At 72.9% G+C, this 21,756-nt stretch carries 17 protein-coding genes, 2 tRNA genes and 1 other RNA gene; 18 read left to right on the forward strand and 2 right to left on the reverse strand.

The annotated features are described in order from the left end of the window. Positions 1-77: 77 nt before the first annotated feature. From ACL02U_RS01780 to ACL02U_RS01835, 12 genes are all read left to right on the forward strand, one after another. Positions 78-344, forward strand: coding sequence for a DUF6284 family protein (locus ACL02U_RS01780; RefSeq protein WP_412788772.1), 267 nt, complete (start codon positions 78-80; stop codon positions 342-344). Beyond that, positions 341-643: a DUF6303 family protein gene (locus tag ACL02U_RS01785; RefSeq protein ID WP_412788773.1), complete on the forward strand. Its 303-nt coding sequence runs from the start codon at positions 341-343 to the stop codon at positions 641-643. Before ACL02U_RS01780 ends, ACL02U_RS01785 begins: the two co-directional genes overlap by 4 nt. Then, complete coding sequence (locus tag ACL02U_RS01790; RefSeq protein ID WP_412788774.1) at positions 640-1,635, forward strand: DUF2637 domain-containing protein; 996 nt, start codon at positions 640-642, stop codon at positions 1,633-1,635. Before ACL02U_RS01785 ends, ACL02U_RS01790 begins: the two co-directional genes overlap by 4 nt. Continuing rightward, positions 1,635-1,976 carry an RRQRL motif-containing zinc-binding protein gene (locus ACL02U_RS01795; protein WP_412788775.1) on the forward strand — a complete coding sequence of 114 codons (342 nt, stop codon included), beginning with the start codon at positions 1,635-1,637 and terminating at the stop codon, positions 1,974-1,976. Before ACL02U_RS01790 ends, ACL02U_RS01795 begins: the two co-directional genes overlap by 1 nt. A 77-nt stretch (positions 1,977-2,053) precedes the next feature. Continuing rightward, positions 2,054-3,634, forward strand: a complete 1,581-nt coding sequence (locus ACL02U_RS01800) for a hypothetical protein (protein WP_412788776.1) — start codon at positions 2,054-2,056, stop codon at positions 3,632-3,634. Positions 3,635-3,636: 2 nt separating this feature from the next. Beyond that, on the forward strand, positions 3,637-5,739 hold the full coding sequence (locus ACL02U_RS01805; protein ID WP_412788777.1) for a hypothetical protein: 2,103 nt from the start codon (positions 3,637-3,639) through the stop codon (positions 5,737-5,739). Positions 5,740-5,932: 193 nt separating this feature from the next. Then, positions 5,933-6,454, forward strand: a complete 522-nt coding sequence (locus ACL02U_RS01810) for a hypothetical protein (RefSeq protein WP_412788778.1) — start codon at positions 5,933-5,935, stop codon at positions 6,452-6,454. A gap of 86 nt (positions 6,455-6,540) precedes the next feature. Next, the gene (locus tag ACL02U_RS01815) at positions 6,541-7,266 is read left to right on the forward strand and encodes a DNA methylase (protein WP_412788779.1); all 726 of its coding nucleotides are present in this window, start codon (positions 6,541-6,543) and stop codon (positions 7,264-7,266) included. Continuing rightward, positions 7,263-8,111, forward strand: coding sequence for a bifunctional DNA primase/polymerase (locus ACL02U_RS01820; RefSeq protein ID WP_412788780.1), 849 nt, complete (start codon positions 7,263-7,265; stop codon positions 8,109-8,111). Before ACL02U_RS01815 ends, ACL02U_RS01820 begins: the two co-directional genes overlap by 4 nt. Positions 8,112-8,113: 2 nt before the next feature. Beyond that, positions 8,114-9,586, forward strand: a complete 1,473-nt coding sequence (locus tag ACL02U_RS01825; protein ID WP_412788781.1) for an ATP-binding protein — start codon at positions 8,114-8,116, stop codon at positions 9,584-9,586. A gap of 467 nt (positions 9,587-10,053) precedes the next feature. Beyond that, complete coding sequence (locus ACL02U_RS01830) at positions 10,054-10,287, forward strand: helix-turn-helix domain-containing protein (RefSeq protein ID WP_412788782.1); 234 nt, start codon at positions 10,054-10,056, stop codon at positions 10,285-10,287. A 79-nt stretch (positions 10,288-10,366) separates the two neighbouring features. Continuing rightward, complete coding sequence (locus tag ACL02U_RS01835; protein ID WP_412788783.1) at positions 10,367-11,647, forward strand: tyrosine-type recombinase/integrase; 1,281 nt, start codon at positions 10,367-10,369, stop codon at positions 11,645-11,647. Positions 11,648-11,709: 62 nt separating this feature from the next. Here the strand turns inward: ACL02U_RS01835 and ACL02U_RS01840 are convergent. Further along, positions 11,710-11,797, reverse strand: a tRNA-Ser gene (locus tag ACL02U_RS01840). 72 nt (positions 11,798-11,869) lie between these two features. Between ACL02U_RS01840 and ffs the strand changes: the two genes are divergently transcribed. The 6 genes from ffs to ACL02U_RS01870 all read left to right on the forward strand — a co-directional run bounded on the left by ffs (position 11,870) and on the right by ACL02U_RS01870 (position 21,313). Then, an RNA gene (ffs, locus tag ACL02U_RS01845) (signal recognition particle sRNA small type) lies at positions 11,870-11,966 on the forward strand. A 79-nt stretch (positions 11,967-12,045) separates the two neighbouring features. Further along, positions 12,046-14,436 carry a DNA polymerase III subunit gamma and tau gene (locus ACL02U_RS01850; protein WP_412788784.1) on the forward strand — a complete coding sequence of 797 codons (2,391 nt, stop codon included), beginning with the start codon at positions 12,046-12,048 and terminating at the stop codon, positions 14,434-14,436. A gap of 269 nt (positions 14,437-14,705) precedes the next feature. Continuing rightward, entirely contained in the window at positions 14,706-15,992 is a 1,287-nt protein-coding gene (purD, locus tag ACL02U_RS01855; protein WP_412788785.1) for a phosphoribosylamine--glycine ligase, read from the forward strand. Between the two features lie 594 nt (positions 15,993-16,586). After that, positions 16,587-18,449, forward strand: coding sequence for a hypothetical protein (locus ACL02U_RS01860; protein ID WP_412788786.1), 1,863 nt, complete (start codon positions 16,587-16,589; stop codon positions 18,447-18,449). Positions 18,450-18,753: 304 nt separating this feature from the next. Beyond that, entirely contained in the window at positions 18,754-20,268 is a 1,515-nt protein-coding gene (locus tag ACL02U_RS01865; protein ID WP_412788787.1) for a N,N-dimethylformamidase beta subunit family domain-containing protein, read from the forward strand. Between the two features lie 145 nt (positions 20,269-20,413). Then, positions 20,414-21,313, forward strand: coding sequence for a phosphoribosylaminoimidazolesuccinocarboxamide synthase (locus tag ACL02U_RS01870; protein ID WP_412788788.1), 900 nt, complete (start codon positions 20,414-20,416; stop codon positions 21,311-21,313). 352 nt (positions 21,314-21,665) lie between these two features. On the opposite strand, the gene ACL02U_RS01875 is transcribed toward ACL02U_RS01870, so the two are convergent. Next, positions 21,666-21,741, reverse strand: a tRNA-Gly gene (locus tag ACL02U_RS01875). Positions 21,742-21,756: the final 15 nt, after the last annotated feature.

The raw sequence follows: 21,756 nt of genomic DNA on the forward strand, positions 1-21,756 counted from the left end.
CGTCAACGGCAAGCGGCTCCCGGGGTGCCACCCGGGAGCCGCGACGGGCCGTTCCTCGCTGGAAGGAACCAGACCCAATGGATCACATCGTTACTGTTCAGGACGCTGTTACCGCGTTCGCCCACTTCATGGAGCCGACGGATGCGGAGCTGGACGCGATCGAGGAGGAGATGCCCGCCATCCTGGCGGACGTCGACTTGCTGGACGCGCAGATCACCACCCTCGACCGCACCCCCACAGAGCTGGACACCCGGCGCATCCGCCGTGCCCGCCGCCGGGTACTGGCCGCGCGGCGCACGCTGACCAACCAGGCCACGGACGCGGGCCGGGGCGGTGCGGCATGAGCGCGCAGGAGACGGCGCGGGAGTTCATCGCGCAGATGTCGGTGCGGGATGGCTGCTGGCGCGTGTACGTGGTGCTGTTCGGCACGACGGAGCGGTGGCCGGAGTTCGCGTTCGGCCGGCGGCGTCCGGTGCCGACGCTCATGGAGCGTTCACGCGCGCTCCGTGCGCTCGGTTTCGAACCGGTCGACGGTGGTGCGTGGGAGTGGTCGGAGGACAGCACGGTCCCGGAGGACCCCACCACCGCGGTCATTCTGATGGCGTCGACGCGGGTGCGTTCACGGGCGGGGGTGGTCGCGTGAACGCCGAGCAGATCCGTTCAGCAGAGCGGGCCCTGTCGGCGGGCACGTGGCTGATCGTGGCGGGGGCGATGCTGTATTCGGTCCTCACCGTGACCCCGCTCGCGGCCCAGCACACCCCAAGCCGTTGGGCGTGGACCGCGCCGATTCTGCCGCTCGTGGTGGACGCCGCGGTGGTCATCGTGGTCCGCCTGGACGCGGTGCTCGCCCGTCTCGGCGGGCACGGCGGCCGGTGGCCGATCGCGCTGCGGTGGATGACCGGCTGCATGACTCTGGCCCTCAACGTCGCCGACTCCGCGCTGACGAACGACCTGGTGGGCGTGGCCGTGCACGCGGTCGCGCCGCTCCTGCTCATCGTCACCGCCGAGACCGGGCTCGCCTACCGGCGCGCGATCGCCGCCGCCGTGAACAGGTGGGAGGCTGAGCAGCGCGCCGAGCGGGAAGCCCGCGAGCAGGCCGCCGCCGAGCGGCGCGAGAGCGCTCAGAGGCGGGCCTGTGAGGAGCGTGAGCACGCGGCGCTGCTGCTGCGTGAACAGCGTGAGCATGAGGCCCGGCTCGCCCGTGAGCAGAGCGACCGTGAGGAAGCCGCCCGCCAAGCCGAGCGCGCCGAGCAGGAGGCGACGGAGCGGGCGGAGCGAGAGGCGCGTGAACGCCGTGAGCGCGCGCGTGAACAGCAGCAGCGCGAACGTGAACGCATCGAACGGGAAGCCGTTCAGCGCGCCGAGTGGGAAGCGCGGGAGCGGGCCGCGGCCGAGCTCCGGCAGCAGCAGGAGCGGGCCGAGCGTGAACGCCGTGAACGCGCCGCGCTGCTGTCCGCCGGACCGGCCGGTGAGAAGCTTCCCGAGGAGCGCGCCCGTGCGGTGGTGCGGGCGGCGTTCGCGGAGGGGCTTGCGGTGCGGGCGGCGGCGGAGCTGTGCGGCTGGTCGGTCGGCTGGGTCTCCGCCCGCTACACCGAGCACCGCGACCACGCCGGACCCGTGCTTGAGAACGCCTGATGGGCACGCTGCCGGTCTACCGGTGGCGGCTCGCCCCGGACGGCTACGCCACCCGCCGCCAACTCCGCGCCCTCGGACTCCGTCCAGGTGGTCAGGACGTAGCAGCGGTCGTGGAACGCCCACGACGCCGCCGACGTGGCCCGCTGGTCGCCTACCTGTACCGCACCGACCGGGCGAAACCGGTCCGCTCGATGACGCCTGCGAAGTGGGCGGCCCTGGCCAAGGCCAACACCGCCCGCCGCACCTGCCCTCAATGCCGCCGCGACGCGGGATACGTCATCCCTCCCACGCTCGGCATGTGCGTCACCTGCGCCTACTCCGAAGAACAGCGCGCTGCATAAACCCTGTTGGCAGGCCCGGCCAAATGCCTCCTACAGCCCTGGCCGGGCCCTACTCCCCATAGAGGAGTGCTTTCAGCATGACGGAACTCAGCACGGAGCCGGTAGCCGTCGAGGCTGCCCCGACCCCACCACCTCCGCCCGACACCCCGCCCGCCAAGGTGCGGGAGGGGAGGGAGGTGGAGCACACGCCCGGTGGCTGGCCCATCGTCCCGCTCGCCCTGTCCGGGGCGAACGGCACCGTGGGTGCGGTCGCCGCCGCTTCGCTGGCCGGTGGTCCGCTCGCCGCGGCGGTCGCCGCTACCGGGATGGCGGTGCTCGGCACAGTCGCCGCCACCCGCTCCCGCAAGCCCGACTCGCGCCGGGAGGCTCGCCGGACCGCCGCCCGCGCCGCCGGCCGCTCCACCGCCCGCAATGCCCGCCTGCAAAGCAGCGGTGCGGGCACCCGCGGCAGCTCCGGAAGCCGTTCGAGCGGTGCCCGTCCCGGTCGCTCCGGTGGCCGGTCGGGCACGGTGCCCGGCCAGCACCGCCGCAGCAACGCAACCGCCGCCCGCAACGGCACCCCCACGGCCAGCGGAAAGACCCCCACCAGGACGGGTCACGGCCCGTCCAAACCCGCAACGTCCCGCAGCGCGGCTGTGGGCGGGGTGGAGCGGGTCAGGGCGTTGCGCGCCGCGCAGCGGACCGCGGCCGGTTCGCGGGGCGGTCAGCGGGCGCAGACCACCCGCGCGCGGCGCGCGGTCGCCGATGCCCGCCGCAATGCCAAAGCCACCGCAGCCCGCGCCCGGTCGGGCAAGCGCCCCGGCCTGGCGGGCCGCCTGACGGGGGGCACGATCCGTAAGGCGCGGGCCGCGCGGGATGCGGCGATCGCCAAGCAGCGCGCCGCGCGGGATGCGAAGAACGGTGGCACGGTCGCCGTACAGCGCGGCAACGTCCGTAAGGCACCGGCCCGGAAGGCGGCTCGTCAGGCGTTGCGCCGGTCCGCGGCCCGCTTTCACGGCCGTCGCCTGCTCGCTGCCATGCTCGCTCTCCCGGTCGGTCTGCTCGGGCTCCTCGGCACCCCGATCGGCCGCAAGCTCGGCATCCCCGCGCTGATGCATCCCGGGCGGCGCCTGTACCGGCGGATGGCTCGAACGGCAGGCGAGCAGCGCGCGGAGCGGGACGAGACCACCCGCAAGGACCTGCGCGAGCAGGAGGCCGCCGCGGATGCGGAGGCCGAGCAGGACGGCACGGGCGGCTTGGGCGAGCAGGTGCAGCGCCCGGCCGTGGACACCCCTGCCAGCACGATCCCCGAGGTGAGTGAAGGAGAGCAGTTCGTGTCCGGATTCCGCTTTGCAGAGGCCGCCGAGGAGATGGAGCAGGCGGCCAACTCCTACGAGCCCGAGAACGCCATGGAGATCCTCGCCATGGTCGAGGGGTTGCCCGCCGCGCTGACGTCCGTGGCGAACGTGATGAAGATCCTCGCCGAGCGCTCCGACAGCGAGTTCCCGCTGGAGAAGGAAGTCGCGGACAGCTTCAACGACATCTTCGGCGCCCTGATGAGCGCCGTCGCGGTCGCGGAGGACATGGGCCCGCTGTTCCGCCAGGCCCACGAGCAGGACATCGCCCGCCACGAGGACCCCCGCAACGGCACCGAGGCCGAGAAGGGCTGGAACGTCTGACGATGAGCAGCACCGCCACCACCAAACAGCAGAACACCGGTAGTGGCCCGGTGCTGGACTGGGCGGCCGGTCACGGACCCGTGACCGGCGCCCTGTCCGCCACCACCGGAGCCTTCGCCGTCGCCACCACCGGCGCCGCCACCCACATGCCCCCCGGCTGGGCCCTGGCCGTCGGCACCGCCGGCGCCCTCGGTCACACCGTGGCCGGGCTGCGCGTGCGCAACGCCGGCCGCACCCTGGCCTCCCGCGCCGCCTCCTGGCTCATCGGAGCAGGCTGGACCACCTGGGCCATCACCCACGGCCCCCTGACCTGGGCCGCCCTCGGATCACTCGCCACCCTCGGCGTCGGCATCGGCGCCGCCACCCGCTCCACCAACCTCTACGAAGAAGCCCGCGAAGAGGAGGCGATCGCCGCCGAACAGCGGCAGATCGCGAAGGAGTTGTCCGCGGAGCGGCGGGCGATCGCCGAGGCGTGGGTAGAGCGGATCCAGCGGATCTGCAACATCACCGTGCGGGTGCTCGCCGTGGAGATGTGGCCGACCACCACCGGCTACTCGCTGGATCTGGAGCCGCAGGGCGGGATCACCTACGACCGCATCGCCCAGCACACGGTGGCGCTGTCCGCGGACGCCAAACTGCCGCACGGCTGCACCGCCACCGCCACCCCCGGCATCCACCAGGGCCGCACCATCCTGGACGTGACCACGGTCAACGTCCTCAACGATGACCGCCCCTACCCCGACGACTACGGCCGCCTGTCCCTCCTGACCGGCCTGCCCTGGGGGGTGCGCACCAACGGAGAAGTCGTCTGCGCCTACCTGCGCGAGCAGTGCGCCCTGGTGGTCGGCCCGACCGGATCGGGCAAGACCAACATGGTCCACGACATCCTGGCCGGCTTCGCCCGCGCCGACGACGTCCTGACATGGGTGATCGACCTCAACGCCGGCAGCGCGGGACTGCCGTGGGTGCTGCCCGCACTGAACGGGGACATCGAGACCGCGGGCGGCGAGCCGGTTCGCCCCGGTATCGACTGGCTGGCCGCCTCCCACGAGGAAGCCATGCTGATGCTCGATGCCGCGCTCGCCATCGGCCTGCACCGCAAGAGGGCCTATCAGGACCTGCTCGCCAAGGCGAACACCGACCTCCTCCCGATCAGCGCGAAGATCCCGCAAATCATGCTGGTCATCGACGAGGGCGCAGAGATCCTGGTCAGCACCGACCGGCAGATGAAGCAACTCGCCAAGAAGATCCTGGAAGTCATCCGGATGCTGCGCGCCATGGGCGTGCGCACCGTCCTCACCGCGCTCGGTGCGACCGGCAGCGTGCTGGGCAACCTGATGATCCGCCGGGAAGGCAAGGTCCGCGTCGCCCTGACCGGCGGCGAGACCGAGGGCATGGACCTGTCCAAGATGTTCCCCGGCCGCCGCGGACTGCGCGTGGAGCAGGCCCCCTACAAGGGCGCCGGTTTCATGGGCACCCCCGAGTCGCCCGCGGCACTGTTCAAGGCCTGGCGGATCCTGCCGAACCAGATCCGGGAGATCACCGCCGCCACATCCACCCGCCACCCCCGCCTCGACGACGTCTCCGCCAGAGTCGCCGGGCCCGCCTACGCCCGCCGCTGGGACACCGACCGCACCGCCTGGATGCGCGACCTCCCCGGCCTGGACGACGACCCCACCCCGGACGGGCCCGGACAGGGCCTGAACCTGTCCGCCCTGCGCGAGCAGGAGCAGCGCCCGGCGTCGCCGCAGGAGGAGATGCTGCGCCGCTTCCGCGCGGAGATCGACGCGCAGTTCGCCACCGCACCCGACCCCCACACCCGAGAGCCGAAGCAAGGCGAGGGTGAGGGGGATGGGCCGGACCTGCCGGCCGGACTGAACCTCTCCGCGCTGCGGGGCGAGCAGGGCCCGGCATGGCTGCCCACCGCTATCGACGCGATCAAAGCCACCGGGGCGGAGGGCATGAAGCCGTCCGCGATCGCAGAACTGGTCGGCAAGGACCGCAAGACCGTGCGCGCCGCCCTCCAGGCCGCCACCGAACGGGGCCAGTTGGTCTACCGCGACAACGGCCCCCACTCGGTCTACGTCCACCCCGACCACGCCTGAACACCCTCTACGCAGCGCTACCGAGTAGTGGGTAGCGGGGAAACACCCCCACTACCCACCACCGGCCCCTAGTGGGGCGCGCAGGGGCTTTGAACAGGCATCCCCCACTGGGGACCCCACTACCCACTACCCACTACGCCCCACTAGACCGATCACCCGGCGTGACACTCCTCCCGGTTGAAGGGACACCGTTGTGCACCCGACCACCCCGCCCGAGAGCACCCCCGACCCGCTCAACCCGTACGCGCGGATGAGCGACGAACAGGCAAACGCCGAAGCGCGCCGGATCATCGCCGACGCCTACCAGCCCGTCACACAGACACCCACCCGCTACCGCGACACCCACCCCGTGCCCGACCACGGCACCACCCCGCCCGTCCCCCAACCCGACCACCGGATCGTGCCCGCATGGGCCGCGGGCACCGCCGTCGCGGGCATCGGCACCGGCGCCGCATGCGTGGGTATCGGCTGCGGGATCTGGCTCGCCTGCCAAGGATTCGCCGCCGTGACTCTGACCAGCGTCCTGTTCGCCACCCTCCCCATCGCCGCTGTGGCCGCGGTCGCCGCCGCCATCGGCTCAGCCCTCAAGTCCCTCAAGGCCACCCGCACCGAAACCCACCACCACTACACCGGCCCGGTCCGGCAGGAGACCAACACCCTCACCGCACCCGCCTACGGGCTCATCGCCCGCAACCGCAACGAACTCCACCGCTGACAACGCCAAGGGCGGCCCCCTCTCGGCAAAGACCGGGCCGCCCTTGTCCAGCCAGTCACCCAACGATGGAACTGGAGACCTCCAGCATGACCCAACCCACCGACATCCAGCGAGACGGCGTGCGGCCGTTACTGCTGGACCTGTTCTCCTGCGCCGGCGGCGCCGCCATGGGCTACGCCCGCGCCGGCTTCCGTGTGCACGGCTGCGACATCGCCCACCGACCCAACTACCCCTTCCCCCACCACCAGGGCGACGCGCTCACCCATCTCACCCACCTGATCACCACGGGCGAGATCCGGCGGTACGCGTTCGTGCACGCCTCCCCGCCCTGCCAGGACAAGTGCGCCCTGACGGTGGGCACCAACCGCTCCCAGGGCTGGGGACGTGCGCACGTCGACCTGGTGGCACCCACCCGGAAGCTGCTCGATGCCACCGGCCTGCCCTACGTCATCGAACAGCCCAACGGCCGCGCCGAAATCCGCAAGGATCTGACCCTGTGCGGGGAGATGTTCGGCCTCGGAGTCATCCGGCACCGCAACTTCGAAGTGAGCGGCTGGACGATCGAGCAGCCGGCGCACCGCCCGCATCGGGGGCGGGTGCGCGGCTACCGGCACGGCCGCTTCTACGACGGCCCCTACGTCGCCGCCTACGGCAACGGCGGCGGCAAACCGTCCGTCCCGGAGCTGCAAGCGGCGATGGGTATCGACTGGACGGACGTGCGCGAGGAACTGACGGAGGCCATCCCGCCCGCCTACACCGAGTGGATCGATGCCGCGTACCTCGCCACGGCCGCGCTGGGGGTGGCGGCATGAGTGTGACGCCCCACCCCCAGCACACGGCGCTGAGCCTTGCGGCGTCCGGCGTGCCCGTGCTGCCGCTGCGCCGGGGGAAGGTACCGTTCGGCAACTGCCCCGCCTGCGCGGACAACGCGTGTGACGGCCGGCCGAACATGAAGGCGCCGGGACCCTGCCGCTGCCCCGGCGTCTGCCACGCGTGGGCCGCCGCCGCCACCGACCCGGCCGTCATCGTCTCGCCCCCGTGGGCGGCGGCATGGCGTCGGGCGGTGTGCGTCGGCTACCACCCCGGCGGCGCCGGGCTGACCGTGGTCGACCTGGACGACGCCGACGCCATCGCCTGGGCACGCACCGCCCTGCCCGCCACCCGGACCGTGCCGACCACGCGCGGTCAGCACTGGATCTACCGAGGCGCCATGGCCTCCCGCAACGCGGTCCGCCCCGGCGTCGACATCAAGTCGACCATGTCCTACGCCCGCTACCTCGGACCCGGAACCGGCACCATGACCGCCCTGCCGGACGCCGTGCGCGCGCTGGCCGTGAAGGCTCCTGCCCCGGCCCGGCCGTTGGCGCACGCGGCCACCAGGCCCGCAGGGGCCAGGGACGGGGAGTGCCGGCACCGCACGCCCGCCTACCTGAACCGCGGGATCGCCATGGCAGAGCAGCGCATCACCGAGGCGTCCAGTGCGGTCCACGCGACCGTGTACCGGACGTTCCTGGCCGTGCTGTCCACACACGGCCGGTGCGGCTGCCTGACCGACACCCACGTCGCCCGCCTGTTCACCGCCGCGCAGAGCAAGGGCGAGACCCCGCGGCACTGCGCGGACGCGTGGACGAACGCTCTCAACCGGTTGGGACTGTGACCATGGCCGACGACGACAAGCCCCCGGCCCGAGAAGTCATCACCGACTACGCGCAGCAGCACTTCCGGTACTTCCGCACCGCCGACGGGACCGTGTACGCGCAGCGCAACGGCCACCCCGTGGCCCGCCCCATCCGCTCCCAAGGCACCACCGGCAGCCACCGCCAGGAACTCATGGTCGGACTCTTCCGCGACGGGCACGGCGTGTTCAACGGCACCGCCCTGAAGGAAGCGCTGGACTTGATCGAAGCGCTCGCGCTGAGCGAGGACGTACAGCCCGTCCACATCCGCGTGGCCCCCGGATGCGACGGGGCCACCTGGCTGGACCTCGGCCGCAGCGACGGGCAGTCCGTGCGTATCCACCCCACCGGGTGGGACGTCGCGGTTCCCGACCCGCGGGAGGTGTGCTGGCGGCGCACCCAGCTCACCGGGGAGTTGCCGCTGCCGGTGAAGGACACCGACGGCAAGGGCATCGACCTGCTACTCAGGCTATGCAACTTCGCCGGCGCCGAGACCGAGTGTCTGGCCATCGCCTGGCTGATCGGCTGCCTGGCACCGTCCGTGCCCGTGCCCGCCCCGTTCCTCACCGGCCCCCAGGGCGCGGGCAAGTCCACCGGCGGACGCATGCTCATCCGCATCATCGAAGGCATGACCGGGGACCTGCGCAGGGCCCCGAAGGATGAGGAGAACCTGATCGCCGCGGTGGCGGCCGGATGGGTCACCGCCTTGGACAACCTCTCCCACCTGACCCCGGAACTGTCCGACGCCGTGTGCTGCATCGTCACCGGCGCCGAGAACGTCAAACGCGCCCTGTTCACCGACGGCGACGTCTTCCGCGTCGGCTACCGCCGCCCCCTGCTGCTGACCGGCATCGACGTCGGAGTCATCCGCGGCGACCTCGCCGAACGGCTCCTACCGCTGCGCCTGGAACGCCCGCGGGTACGGCGCACGGAGGCGGAACTGTGGGCGGAGTACGCGGACGTGCTGCCCGTCGTCCTCGGCTCGCTGCTGGACCTCACGGTCAAGGTCCGCGCGGTCGACGTCGAGACACCGACCGACCTGCGGATGGCGGACTTCGCGCACCTGTGCGCGCAGCTCGACGCCGCCACCGGCCTCGGCGCACTCGCCGCGTACCGGCGCAGCCTGGACGACCTCAACGACGACGTCATCGAGGGCGACCTCCTCGCGCAAACCGTCCTGCGGCACGCCGCCGACATCGAACCGGGGGCAGCGCAGCGGATGACGTCCACAGAGTGGCTACACCACCTCAGCCGCCTCTACACAGGTGAGGACTGCCGTGCCCTGCCCAAGGGGTGGCCAACCACCGGCAAAGTCCTCTCCGACCGCCTCAAGCGCCTCCAACCGACCCTGGCCGCCCGCGGCGTCCTCATCGACTCGGGCCGCACCAAACACGGCCGCTACCTCGAAATGACCCGCTCACCCACCACACCCCCACCCGAGCAGCAGGCGTTCTGACCGGCACCGCCCGGCCGGTACGAGCAAGAAGAGCACCGCCGCCCCGGGGGCGTGCTCTTCTTGCTGTTCGGCGGCGGCGCCGCCCTGCAAGGGACGCGCCGCGCAGCGGCTCCCTCTTCACGCTCTGAGTCTCACCGGCACCACCACAGACGCCCCTTCTCTTTTCCTAAGTAGGAAGCGCTGCGTCACCTGCGTCACCATCGGCCGGAAAACGGTCCCTGAGCTGCGCGTACAGGGGTGACGCAGAGCCGGAATTCTGCGTCACCCCGCGTCACCCGCGTCACCGGTGACGAACAGCCTGCGTCACCGATGACGCACCCCAACCGCCCTGTGTCACCCGAAACCCGCAGGTCAGACCGTATCGGTGACGCAGATGACGCGGTGACGCAGAAATGCCCACCTCGGACACACACGAACTCCCGACACAGACCCCGCCCCCGACGGACAGTCCCCGAGGAGACCGTTCCATGAGCATCGCCACTGTGGACATCGCGCCACTCGCTGAGACTGGCGACCTGGCCCCCGTTCTCTTGACCGTCGAAGAGGCTGCCCGCTGCCTCCGCATCGGCCGCACGACCTGCTACTCCCTCATCCGCACCGGAGAACTGGAGTCCCTGACCATCGGCGGACTCCGACGCGTCCCCGCCGATGCCCCCGCTGCCTACCTCGCCCGGCGCCGCGCCGAGCAGCGCGCCGCCTGATCTCACCCTCCCGGAGCGCCGCCCGACGTGCGGGCGGCGCTCCGGCCTGTCTACCTCGCACCGACCGGAGGAACTGCCAGTGGCAGAGGAGAAAAAGCGCACTCGCCGGGCCAACGGCGAATCGGCCATCTACCTGGGCAAGGACGGACGCTGGCATGCCCGTGTGCCCATGGGCTACAAGGACGACGGAACGCCCTACCGCCGCCACCTGACGCGCCCCACGCGCAAAGAGCTGGTGGACGAAGTCCGGCGCCTGGAGAAGCAGCGCGACGAAGGGTCCGCGCGTCAGCCCGGCAAGCCGTGGACGGTGGCGAAGTGGTTTGAGCACTGGGTCGAGAACATCGCCAAGCCTGTCGTGAGCGAGAACACCTACGCCGGTTACGAGGTGGCGGTTCGGGTTCACCTCGTGCCTGGCATCGGCCGGCACCGCATCGATCGCCTGGAGCCCGAACACCTGGAGAGCCTGTATCGCCGGATGCAGAGTGCCGGCAGCAAGGCAGGCACCGCCCACCAGGCTCACCGGACGGCGCGTACGGCGCTGGGGGAGGCGGTGCGGCGTGGCCATGCGGCGAAGAATGCTGCCGCGCTGGCGAAGCCGCCCCGGATAGAAGAGGACGAGACCGAGGTGGAGCCCTACTCGGTTGATGAGGTGCAGAGTCTCCTACTCGAAGTGAACAAGCGCCGGAACAGCGCCCGCTGGATGCTGGCCCTGGCGCTCGGGTTGCGGCAGGGGGAGACGCTCGGTCTGCGGTGGTCGGACGTGGACCTGGACAACGAGTACCTGAAGCTTCGCCGGAATCGGTTGCGGCCGAAGTACGAGCACGGGTGTGGTGAGGCAGCGCCGTGCGGCCGAAAGGCCGGATACTGCCCGACCCGGGTGCAGGTGCGGCGCGAGACGAAGAACACGAAGTCACGCGCCGGGCGCCGCGCCGTGCCCCTCCCTGGCCCGCTGGTCGTGATGCTCCGCTCCCACATGGAGACGCAGGCCCGGGAGCGCGTGGCAGCGGGAAACCTGTGGACCGAGTCTGCCTACGTCTTCACCAAACCGTTGGGCGGCCCGCTCAGTCCGAACACGGACTACCACGACTGGAAGCGGCTGCTGGAGGACGCCGGCGTCCGGGACGGGCGCCTGCACGACGCACGGCATACAGCGGGGACTGTGCTGATGCTGCTCGGGGTCCCGGACCGAGTCATTGACCAGATCATGGGTTGGGAGCCGGGCGGCGCTGCACGGATGCGGGCGCGCTACCTGCACGTGACCGATCCCATGCTCAAGGAAGCGGCCCGGAAGATCGAGCGCGCCATCTGGGGAGCCCCGGACAACCTCACTGTGGACAAAAACCAGGACAACGAGCCGTAGGGACAACGTCGAAGGGCCCCCTGTTTCCAGGGGGCCCTTCGACATCGTGCCCGGTGAGGCACTGGCGGAGGATACGAGATTCGAACTCGTGAGGGGTTGCCCCCAACACGCTTTCCAAGCGTGCGCCCTAGGCCTCTAGGCGAATCCTCCGCCGGAAACATTACATGACCGAGGGGAGTGCTCGCGAACTCGTTCCCGACCGCTCCCATCAGGTACGCTGTGCGCAGCCCCTCACGCGGCGCTATCTGACTGAACTCCCCCAGGGCCGGAAGGCAGCAAGGGTAGGTTGGCTCTGGCGGGTGCGTGGGGGGCGTTCGCGTAGGTGCGGAAGGGGCGCTTCCAGGGGGGCGGTCCCCGGTCGGGGCGGGTTGTCGGTGGGCGCCTATAACCTCGTAGGCGTGTCGTCTCTCGCGCTGTACCGCCGCTATCGCCCGGAGTCGTTCGCCGAGGTCATCGGGCAGGAGCATGTCACCGACCCGTTGCAGCAGGCGCTGCGGAACAACCGGGTCAATCACGCGTACCTGTTCAGCGGTCCGCGCGGCTGTGGCAAGACGACCAGTGCGCGCATCCTGGCCCGCTGCCTGAACTGCGAACAGGGGCCCACACCGACGCCCTGCGGGGAGTGCGAGTCGTGCCGGGACCTCGCGCGCAACGGCCCCGGCTCGATCGACGTCATCGAGATCGACGCCGCCTCGCACGGTGGCGTGGACGATGCCCGCGACCTGCGGGAGAAGGCGTTCTTCGGGCCCGCGCGGAGCCGATACAAGATCTACATCATCGACGAGGCCCACATGGTCACGTCGGCCGGATTCAACGCGCTGCTCAAGGTCGTCGAGGAGCCGCCCGAGCATCTGAAGTTCGTCTTCGCCACCACCGAACCCGAGAAGGTCATCGGCACGATCCGGTCGCGGACCCACCACTACCCGTTCCGGCTCGTGCCGCCCGGCACACTGCGCGACTACCTGTCCGAGGTGTGCGGGAAGGAGGACATCCCCGTCGAGGACGGCGTGCTTCCGCTCGTCGTGCGGGCCGGCGCTGGGTCCGTGCGGGACTCCATGTCCGTCCTGGACCAGCTGCTGGCCGGCGCCGGGGCCGACGGTGTGACGTACGCCATGGCCACCGCCCTGCTCGGGTACACGGACGGGTCACTGCTGGACTCCGTCGTCGAAGCCTTCGCCTCGGGTGACGGAGCCGCCGCCTTCGAGGTCGTGGACCGGGTGATCGAGGGTGGCAACGACCCTCGACGGTTCGTCGCCGACCTGCTGGAACGGCTGCGTGACCTGGTCATCCTCGCCGCCGTCCCGGACGCCGCGGAGAAGGGGCTCTTCGATGCCCCGGCCGATGTCGTCGAGCGCATGCGGGCGCAGGCGGGCTCTTTCGGTGCCGCCGAGCTCAGCCGCGCCGCCGACCTGGTCAACGAGGGGCTGACGGAGATGCGCGGCGCCACCGCGCCCCGCCTCCAACTGGAGCTCATCTGCGCACGGGTGCTGCTGCCGGCCGCGTACGGAGACGAGCGCTCGGTGATGGCCCGCCTCGACCGCATCGAACGCGGAGTGAACTTCTCGGCGGGTGGCGGCATGCCCGCGATGGGATACGTGCCCGGAGCAGAGGCGCACAGCGGCGGCACCGGGGCGGCCGCTCCGGGCACCGGCGGAGCGCCGATCCCTCCGGGCGGCGGTGCCGCCGCGGCTCGGGCGGCGGTACGGAACCCGGGCCCCGCGGCGGGCACCGGCCCGGGAGCCGCCGGTGGTGCGGCGCAGGCTCCCGGCCCTGCGCCCGCGCCCTCCCCGCCGGCACCGGCGACCCCGCCTGCCCCGGACTCTCCCCCGGTGCCGGCTCCGGCCCCGGTTCCGGCACCTTCCTCCACCCCTTCCTCCACCCCTTCCTCCACCCCTTCCTCCACCCCTTCGGCCGCCGGACCGGAGGCCGAGGGGCAGCGGCAGCCGCAGTCCCAGCCGGCCCTGGCGGCGCAGCAGGGGCCGGGCGCCTGGCCCACCGCCGCCCCCGCGGGAGGAGGGCGCCGTCCCGGCGGCTGGCCCACGGCGGCCCCCGCGGGCGCCGGCCGGCCCCCCGCCCCGCCCGCTTCCGCGCCCCGGCCGGCCTCCGCCCCGCCCGCCTCCGCGGCGCCGGCCGCCACGCCCGCCCCTGCGGCGGCGGCACCGACCGGCGGCCTCGACCCCCGCTCGCTCTGGCCGAACATCCTGGAGGCGGTGAAGAACCGCCGCCGTTTCACCTGGATCCTGCTCAGCCAGAACGCCCAGGTGACCGGCTTCGACGGCGCCACCCTCCAGCTCGGCTTCGTCAACGCCGGAGCCCGGGACAACTTCGCGAGCAGCGGCAGCGAGGACGTGCTCCGACAGGCGCTGGTCGAGCAGTTCAACGTCAACTGGAAGATCGAGGCCGTCGTCGACCCGTCCGGCGGCTCGGCCCCCGCTCCGCCGACCGGTGCCCCCGGGCCCGGCGGCTACGGCGGTGGCGGCAACGGCGGCGGCTACGGCGGTGGCGGCAACGGCGGCGGCTACGGCGGTGGCGGTGCCGCTCCGGTTGCGCCCCCACCGTCCGCCCCACCGGCCTCCGCGGCGCCGACGCCCTCGGCTCCCTCCACACCTGCGTCCGCTCCGGCGGCGCCCCCGCCTCCGGCGCCCGCCCCCGCGCCGGCGCCGGTCGCTCCCGAGGACGACATCCCGGAGGACGACGATCCCGACCTCGTCGACTCCGCTCTCTCCGGGCACGAGCTGATCGTGCGGGAGCTGGGAGCGACCGTCGTGGAGGAGTTCACCAACGAGTAGGCGCCGGGTTCGGAGCCCCGCCTTCACATCCGTCCGCGGCCCGACAGGCCCGACGGCCGACAGGCCCGACGGCCCGGCAGGCAAGGCGGCTCGGCAGGCAAGGCGGCCCGACAGGCAAGGCGGCCCGGCAGGTCTGCCGGCCGGTCGGTTCGTGCGCGGCCGGTCGCCGAGGGAAGCCCGCCGCATTGGAGAATCCCACCATGGGCGGCGGGGCTCTCCTTCGGAAGCCCGCACAAAGGCGGCCCCGGCCCTGCCGTTAGGCTGACCTCGTGAACGTCCTCGTCATCGGCAGCGGCGCCCGCGAACACGCCCTGTGCCGCTCTCTGTCCCTGGACCCCGCCGTGACCGCGCTGCACTGCGCCCCCGGCAACGCCGGCATCGCCGAGGTCGCCGAGTTGCACCGGGTCGACCCGCTGGACGGTGCCGCCGTGGCCGCGCTGGCCCGGGAACTCGGCTCCGAGCTGGTGGTCGTGGGTCCGGAGGCCCCGCTGGTCGCGGGCGTCGCCGACGCCGTGCGCGCCGCCGGCATCCCGGCGTTCGGCCCGTCCGGAGAGGCCGCGCAACTGGAGGGCTCCAAGGCGTTCGCCAAGGACGTCATGGCGGCGGCGGGCGTACCGACCGCCCGCTCCTACGTCTGCACGACCGACGAGGAGGTCGCCGCGGCCCTGGACGCCTTCGGCGCACCGTACGTCGTCAAGGACGACGGTCTGGCGGCCGGCAAGGGCGTCGTCGTCACCGGCGACCTCGAGGCGGCCGAGGCCCATGCCTCGGCCTGCTTGGGGACCTCCTCCAGTGCGTCGGGACAGGGGGGAAGGGTGGTCGTCGAGGAGTACCTCGACGGCCCCGAGGTGTCCCTCTTCGCGGTCACCGACGGCGAGACGGTCCTGCCGCTCCAGCCCGCCCAGGACTTCAAGCGTGCTCTGGACGGCGACGAGGGCCCGAACACCGGAGGCATGGGCGCCTACTCCCCCCTGCCCTGGGCCGATCCGGAGCTGGTCGAGGAGGTCCTCCGAACCGTCCTCCAGCCCACCGTCGACGAGCTGCGCCGCCGCGGGACGCCTTTCTCCGGTCTGCTCTACGCCGGTCTGGCGATCACCGGTCGCGGGGTGCGGGTCATCGAGTTCAACGCCCGTTTCGGCGACCCCGAGACGCAGGTCGTGCTGGCCCGTCTGAGGACTCCGCTCGCGGCACTGCTGTCGGCGGCCGCCACCGGCCGCCTCGCCGAACTGGAGCCGCTGCGCTGGAGTGAGGACGCGGCGGTCACCGTCGTCGTCGCCTCCCACAACTATCCCGGCACCCCGCGCACCGGCGACCCCATCACGGGCCTCGACGAGGTCGCCGCCCAGGACGCCCCGCACGCCTACGTCCTGCACGCCGGTACCAGGCGCGACGGCGAGGCGGTGGTCAGCGCCGGCGGCCGCGTGCTGTCCGTCACCGCGACCGGGAAGGACCTCGCCGAGGCCCGCGACCGGGCCTACGCGGCCGTCTCCCGCATCGGGCTGGACGGCTCGCAGCACCGCACCGACATCGCCGCGAAGGCCGCAGCGCAGGCCTGACCCGGCCACCGCCCGGCCCGGCCACCGCCCGGCCACCGCCCGGCCACCGCCCGGCCACCGCCCGGCACGGCCACCGCCCGGCCCGGCACGGCCACCGCCCGGCCCGGCACGGCCACCGCCCGGCCACCGCCCGGCCCGGTTCTGCCCCCGCGAGAGCTACGGGCCTCACGCAGGCCCGGCCGGGGAAGGCCGGGCCGGGGAAGTCCCGGCTCCGCGGAAGCCTGGCCCGCAGGAGCCGAGGACCGGGAGGGAGCCCAGGGCTGCCTTCCGGGCTTGGCGCCGACACCGTTGGACCCCTCAACCACGTGGACCACTTGGACCCCTAAGGCCCCGGATCCGTCTCAGGATCCGGGGCCCTTGTTTCGCTGCACGTCATCCACCTCTGACCAAAGCCATTCCATCGGGTGACCGATGCGCCATCCGGCTGACGGGGCCCGGAGCCCCAACTAGGGTGCGGCGCACGCGTTCCGGCACTTGGCCCACCGACATTGCGATGTCGTCGGCGGGTGCCACAGTGGGGGAGTGAGCACTATCAGGGCACGCATCAGGGCACGCAGCGGCACCAGGACTGCACGCAGGGGGTGAGGTCCGGTCATGACCGGCATGGGTGTGGAGGCGGGCGCGCAGGCAGCGCGGTCCCGGGCGCTGGCGGTGCTGCGTGTCCGCAGCCGTGCCCTGGCCGTGGCCCTGCTGCCCGCCGCGTTCGCGGTGATCCTGCTGGCCGGTGGCTCCACCGGCCACCTGGTGGGCCGGGGCTGGGACGTCGCTCGCTGGGCGGTGTCCGTGCCCGCGCTGCTCGTCCTGCTCGCCGCCGGCGGGGTCGGCCTCGTGGTGGCGCGGGCCCGGCCCGCCGTCAGCCCCACGGTGCCGGTGGCCGAGGAGGCGGCCCCGGACCTGTACCGGATGGTGCGCGACCTCGCCGACCGGCTCGACGTGCCCGCGCCGTCCGCGATAGCGCTGACCCCGGACTGCGACAGCTGGCTGGAGGACCGCACCCACCCCGCGTACGAACCGTCGGTCCGGGGGGACGCCGGTCCGGTCGACCGCGACGGTCCCACCACCGTCGGTCAGGGCCCCCCGACCCGCCGTCCTGCCGCCGCCACGGTCCTCGTCATCGGCTCCCCGTTCCTCTGGTGGATGCGCGTCGGCGAGTTGCGGGCGGTCCTCGCCCCGGTCGTCGCCGGCACGGGGCCGTCCGCGCATCCGGACATAGCCGCGGCCCGCCGCTTCGTACGCGGCCTGGACGCGACGGTGGCGGTGGCAGCGGCGCCCGGCCGCCGGGCCCCGGCCCGCCTGGCCTGCTCGGGGCTGGGCTGGGTGGCCCGGTTGCTGCTGAGAGGTTGCCGCGGGTACGCGGCCGAGATGGAGCGGGGTGTCGCGGTGGCGGCCGCGGAGCGTGCACAGGCTGTGGACTACGGCCCGCGGATCGTCGCCCAGGAGCAGGTCGGACTGGCGTACGCCGGCTGGGACCGGCTGCTCACCCGGGTCGCGCTGCCCGCGTGGCGGATGGGTCGCTGGCCGACCCGGCTGGACGCGGGAGTCGTGGCCGCGCTGACCGAGCTGTCCCGACGCGACCGGCTCGCCGAGGGCTTCACCTCCCGGCTCGGTGAGCGCCCCGCCTGCGACCTGCTGGAGGAGCCCGGCACGGTCGACGAGACGGTCTCGCTGCTCGCGGCCCGCCTCTTCCACGGCGGGCCTGCGGAGAGCGGCCCCGACTGGTCCCCGGTGGACTGGCGGGACTACCCGGACGAGGTGGTGGACCGCAAGTGGCGTACCGAGGCTGCCCGCCTCCACCGGGTCCTGGACACCCTGGGTGTGCGCCGCACCTCCGGGCGGGCGCACGCTCCGTCCTCCGAGGGCCCCACCCTCGCCCGCGTTCTGGACCATCTGTCGGTCACCGGTCACGCCGAGCCCGCCGAGTCCGCTGGTCCGCCGGACGCCGTCGAGTCGGAGCGGTGGGGCGTCGCGGCGGGCCGCCCGGATCCGGCAGACGCCCTCGCCGGCGAGGACTCGGACGCTCCGGGACCCGGTGGTGTCCCCGCCGCCCTCGCCGCGGGACTGGCCGCCGAACTGGCCCGCGAGGAGGCCTCCGCTCCGTATCGGCACACGGCCGCGGCGACGGCCTCCGGCCGGGGACCCGACGGCGCCCTCTGGCCCGACACCGCGCTCTGGGACGACGGAGCCCTTCCGCTGTTCCCCCTTCAGCCGCCGCGCACCCCGCGTGAGGTGCTGGCGGACCATGTGACGGCGATGGTGTGCTGTGCGGCGATGGACACCGCCGACGCCGCTCCCGGCCTCGACTGGTTGGACGGTCCGGTACTCCTCTTCGACGGCGAGCGCGCGGCCGACCTCGGCCCTCGGATCGTCAGCCTCACCGAGGACGGCGACCCGGCACCCCTGCAGGAATGGCTCACGGCGTCCGGCATTCGTCCAGAGAAACCCGTTCGTCTCGTCTGAACGGGCTCCCCGGCACCGTCCGGCCTGCACTGGGCCATGGCGCGGTCGCCCGCGGCGACGCCGGTCGCCCCCGATCTCCGCCGCCTGCCGAACCCCGGTCCACCGCCCTGTCCCTTTCGCGCCCGACCAGTCCGGGTCGCGCCGCCGCCCCCGCCGAACGGAGGGACGTATTCCACTTTCGGCCAATTCGCAACGACTAGTGACAGTGCGCGTGCGCAATGTGATGTGCTGGGACCGTTCGCGCGCACGGCATGTGGCTTACGGCACACGACACGGGCACGGGGCACGGAGGAGGGGGACGACCATGGGATCGGAGAAGGTCCGCCGTTGGGAGTCGGGAGCCCTGGCGCACGCGGTAACGGACCCCTTCGGTCAGGGCCCCGTCCCCTGGCTCCGCGGCGGGGAGACGTATTTCGGCGACACCGGCCAGGTCGTCCCCTGGTACGTGGAACCGGCGCCCGGGCGCACGGCTCGTCCCGGTGCCCCGCGCGTTCCCACGCCCCGGACCGCCGACCGGACCGCCGGTGGCGGGCTGCGCTCCGCGGACGACGTGAACCGCCAGATCAAGGGCTTCGTCTCCACGGGCGCGGTCGCCCCCGGCGGGGCGCTCGACTTCCACGTCACGGTCAACCCGCCGCAGGAGTTCGTCGTCGACGTCTACCGCATCGGCCACTACGGTGGCGACGGCGCGGTCAAGACGACCACCAGCCCACGGCTGTCCGGTATCGCCCAGCCGCCGCCGCTCACCGCGGACCGCACCGTCTCCTGCCACCACTGGTGGCTGTCCTGGCGGCTCCAGATCCCGTCGTACTGGAGCCTCGGTGCCTACGTCGCCGTCCTGACCACCGGTGACGGACGCTACCGCTCACACATCCCGTTCACCGTCCGCGACGGCCGCCCGGCGGACCTGCTCCTGCTCCTGCCGAACATCACCTGGCAGGCGTACAACCTGTATCCGGAGGACGGCCGCACCGGCGCAAGCCTGTACCACGCCTGGGACGGGGACGGCCGGCTGCTCGGCGAGGACGAGGCCGCGACGACGGTCTCCTTCGACCGGCCCTTCGCCGGCTCCGGTCTGCCGCTGCACGTCGGGCACGCCTACGACTTCATCCGCTGGGCCGAGCGCTACGGCTACGACCTCGCGTACGCCGACGCCGTCGACCTGCACGCCGGGAACGTGGACCCGACCCGCTACCGCGGCCTGGTCTTCCCCGGCCACGACGAGTACTGGACGGCGGCGATGCGCCGTTCCGTGGAACGCGCCCGCGATCTCGGCACCTCGCTGGTGTTCCTCTCCGCCAACAGCGTCTTCTGGCAGGTCGAGTTGGCTCCCTCGCCGTCCGGGGCCCAGGACCGGCTGCTCACCTGCCGCAAGCGCAGGGGGCCGGGCAAACCGGTGCAGTGGCGCGATGTCGACCGCCCGGAGCAGCAGCTGATCGGAGTCCAGTACGCGGGCCCGGTACCGGAGCCGCACCCCCTCGTCGTCCGCAACGCCGACCACTGGCTGTGGGAGGCGACCGGCGCCCGGGAAGGCGACGGTCTGGACGGCCTGGTCGCGGGCGAGGCCGACCGCTACTTCCCCCGTGTCCCGCTTCCGGAGCACGAGGAGCGCACCCTGCTGGCCCACTCCCCCTACCCGGACGGCGCGGGCGTCCTGCGCCACCAGGAGACGTCCCTTTACCGGGCCCCGTCCGGCGCGTGGGTGTTCGCTTCCGGGACGTTCGCCTGGTCGCCCGCTCTGGACCGCCCGGGCCACGTCGATCCGCGGGTCCAGCGCGCCACCGCCAACCTTCTGGACCGCATCTGCAAACGCGACTGAGGCACCGCCCCCGACTCCGGCCCGGACTCCGCCCCCGACTCCGGTCCCCTGCCGCCCGCGTCACCGCAGCGCCCACCCCGCGCCGGTGCCGACGCCCGCCGTGCGGGAGAATCGAGCCACTTGGACAGAACCACGGGGAGGAACCGTGTCCGGATTCGTCGAAAAGCCCGAGCCCCGCGAGGTGCCGGGGCTGGTGCACCTGCACACCGGCAAGGTGCGCGACCTGTACCGGAACGAGGCGGGCGACCTCGTGATGGTGGCCAGCGACCGCATGTCCGCCTACGACTGGGTGCTGCCGACCGAGATCCCCGACAAGGGCCGCGTCCTCACCCAGCTCTCCCTCTGGTGGTTCGACCAGCTCGCCGACCTGGTTCCCCACCACGTGCTGAGCACCGAGCTGCCCGCCGGCGCCCCCGCCGACTGGGCCGGCCGCACCCTGGTCTGCAAGTCGCTGCGGATGGTCCCGGTGGAGTGCGTGGCCCGCGGCTACCTCACCGGTTCCGGGCTGGTCGAGTACGGCGAGACCCGCACGGTCTGCGGCCTGGCCCTCCCGGAGGGACTCGTCGACGGCTCCGAGCTGCCCGCCCCGATCTTCACCCCGGCGACCAAGGCCGAGGTCGGCGAACACGACGAGAACGTCTCGTACGAGGAGGTCGCCCGGCGGGTCGGTGCCGAGACCGCCGCCCAGTTGCGCCAGGTGACCCTCGCCGTCTACTCCCGCGCCCGGGACATCGCCCGCGACCGGGGCATCATCCTCGCCGACACCAAGTTCGAGTTCGGCTACGAGGGGGACCGGCTCGTCCTCGCCGACGAGGTGCTCACCCCTGACTCCTCCCGCTTCTGGCCCGCCGACCGGTGGCAGCCCGGCCGCCCGCAGCCCTCCTACGACAAGCAGTTCGTGCGCGACTGGCTGACCTCGGCGGAGTCCGGTTGGGACCGGAAGAGCGAGCAGCCCCCGCCGGAGCTGCCGCCGCAGGTGGTCGAGGCGACCCGGGCGAAGTACCTCGAGGCGTACGAGCGCCTGACCGGCACCGGCTGGGCGTGAGCCCCCGCCCGCTCGTCCCCCGCCCGCTCGTCCCCCGCCCGCTCGTCCCCCTCTCAGAGGCGATCAGGTCAGAGCCGGGCAGGTCAGAGGCGATCAGGGCCGGGCAGGTCAGGGCCGGGGCGTTCAGGGCAAGGCCCAGGGGCGGCTCGGGACGAGGGAGCCCGGGCAGGGCGCCCCGTGGCGGGCCGTGCCGGGCCACGGCCCGAGCCCGGCCGTTCGAGCCCGGCCGTTCGAGCCCGGCCGTTCGAGCTTCGAGGCCGATCGCGGCCCGGGCCGGTTGCCGTCGCCGAGGGTGAGATGAGGGGGGATCGGCGGCACGAGAAAGCCCCCGGTCTGGGCCGGGGGCTGATCCTGGAGCGGACGACGAGGCTCGAACTCGCGACCTCAACCTTGGCAAGGTTGCGCTCTACCAACTGAGCTACGTCCGCGTTGCGCCGTGGCGC

It is taken from the genome of Streptomyces sp. MS06 (assembly GCF_047200655.1).
Taxonomy (GTDB): Bacteria; Actinomycetota; Actinomycetes; order Streptomycetales; family Streptomycetaceae; genus Streptomyces.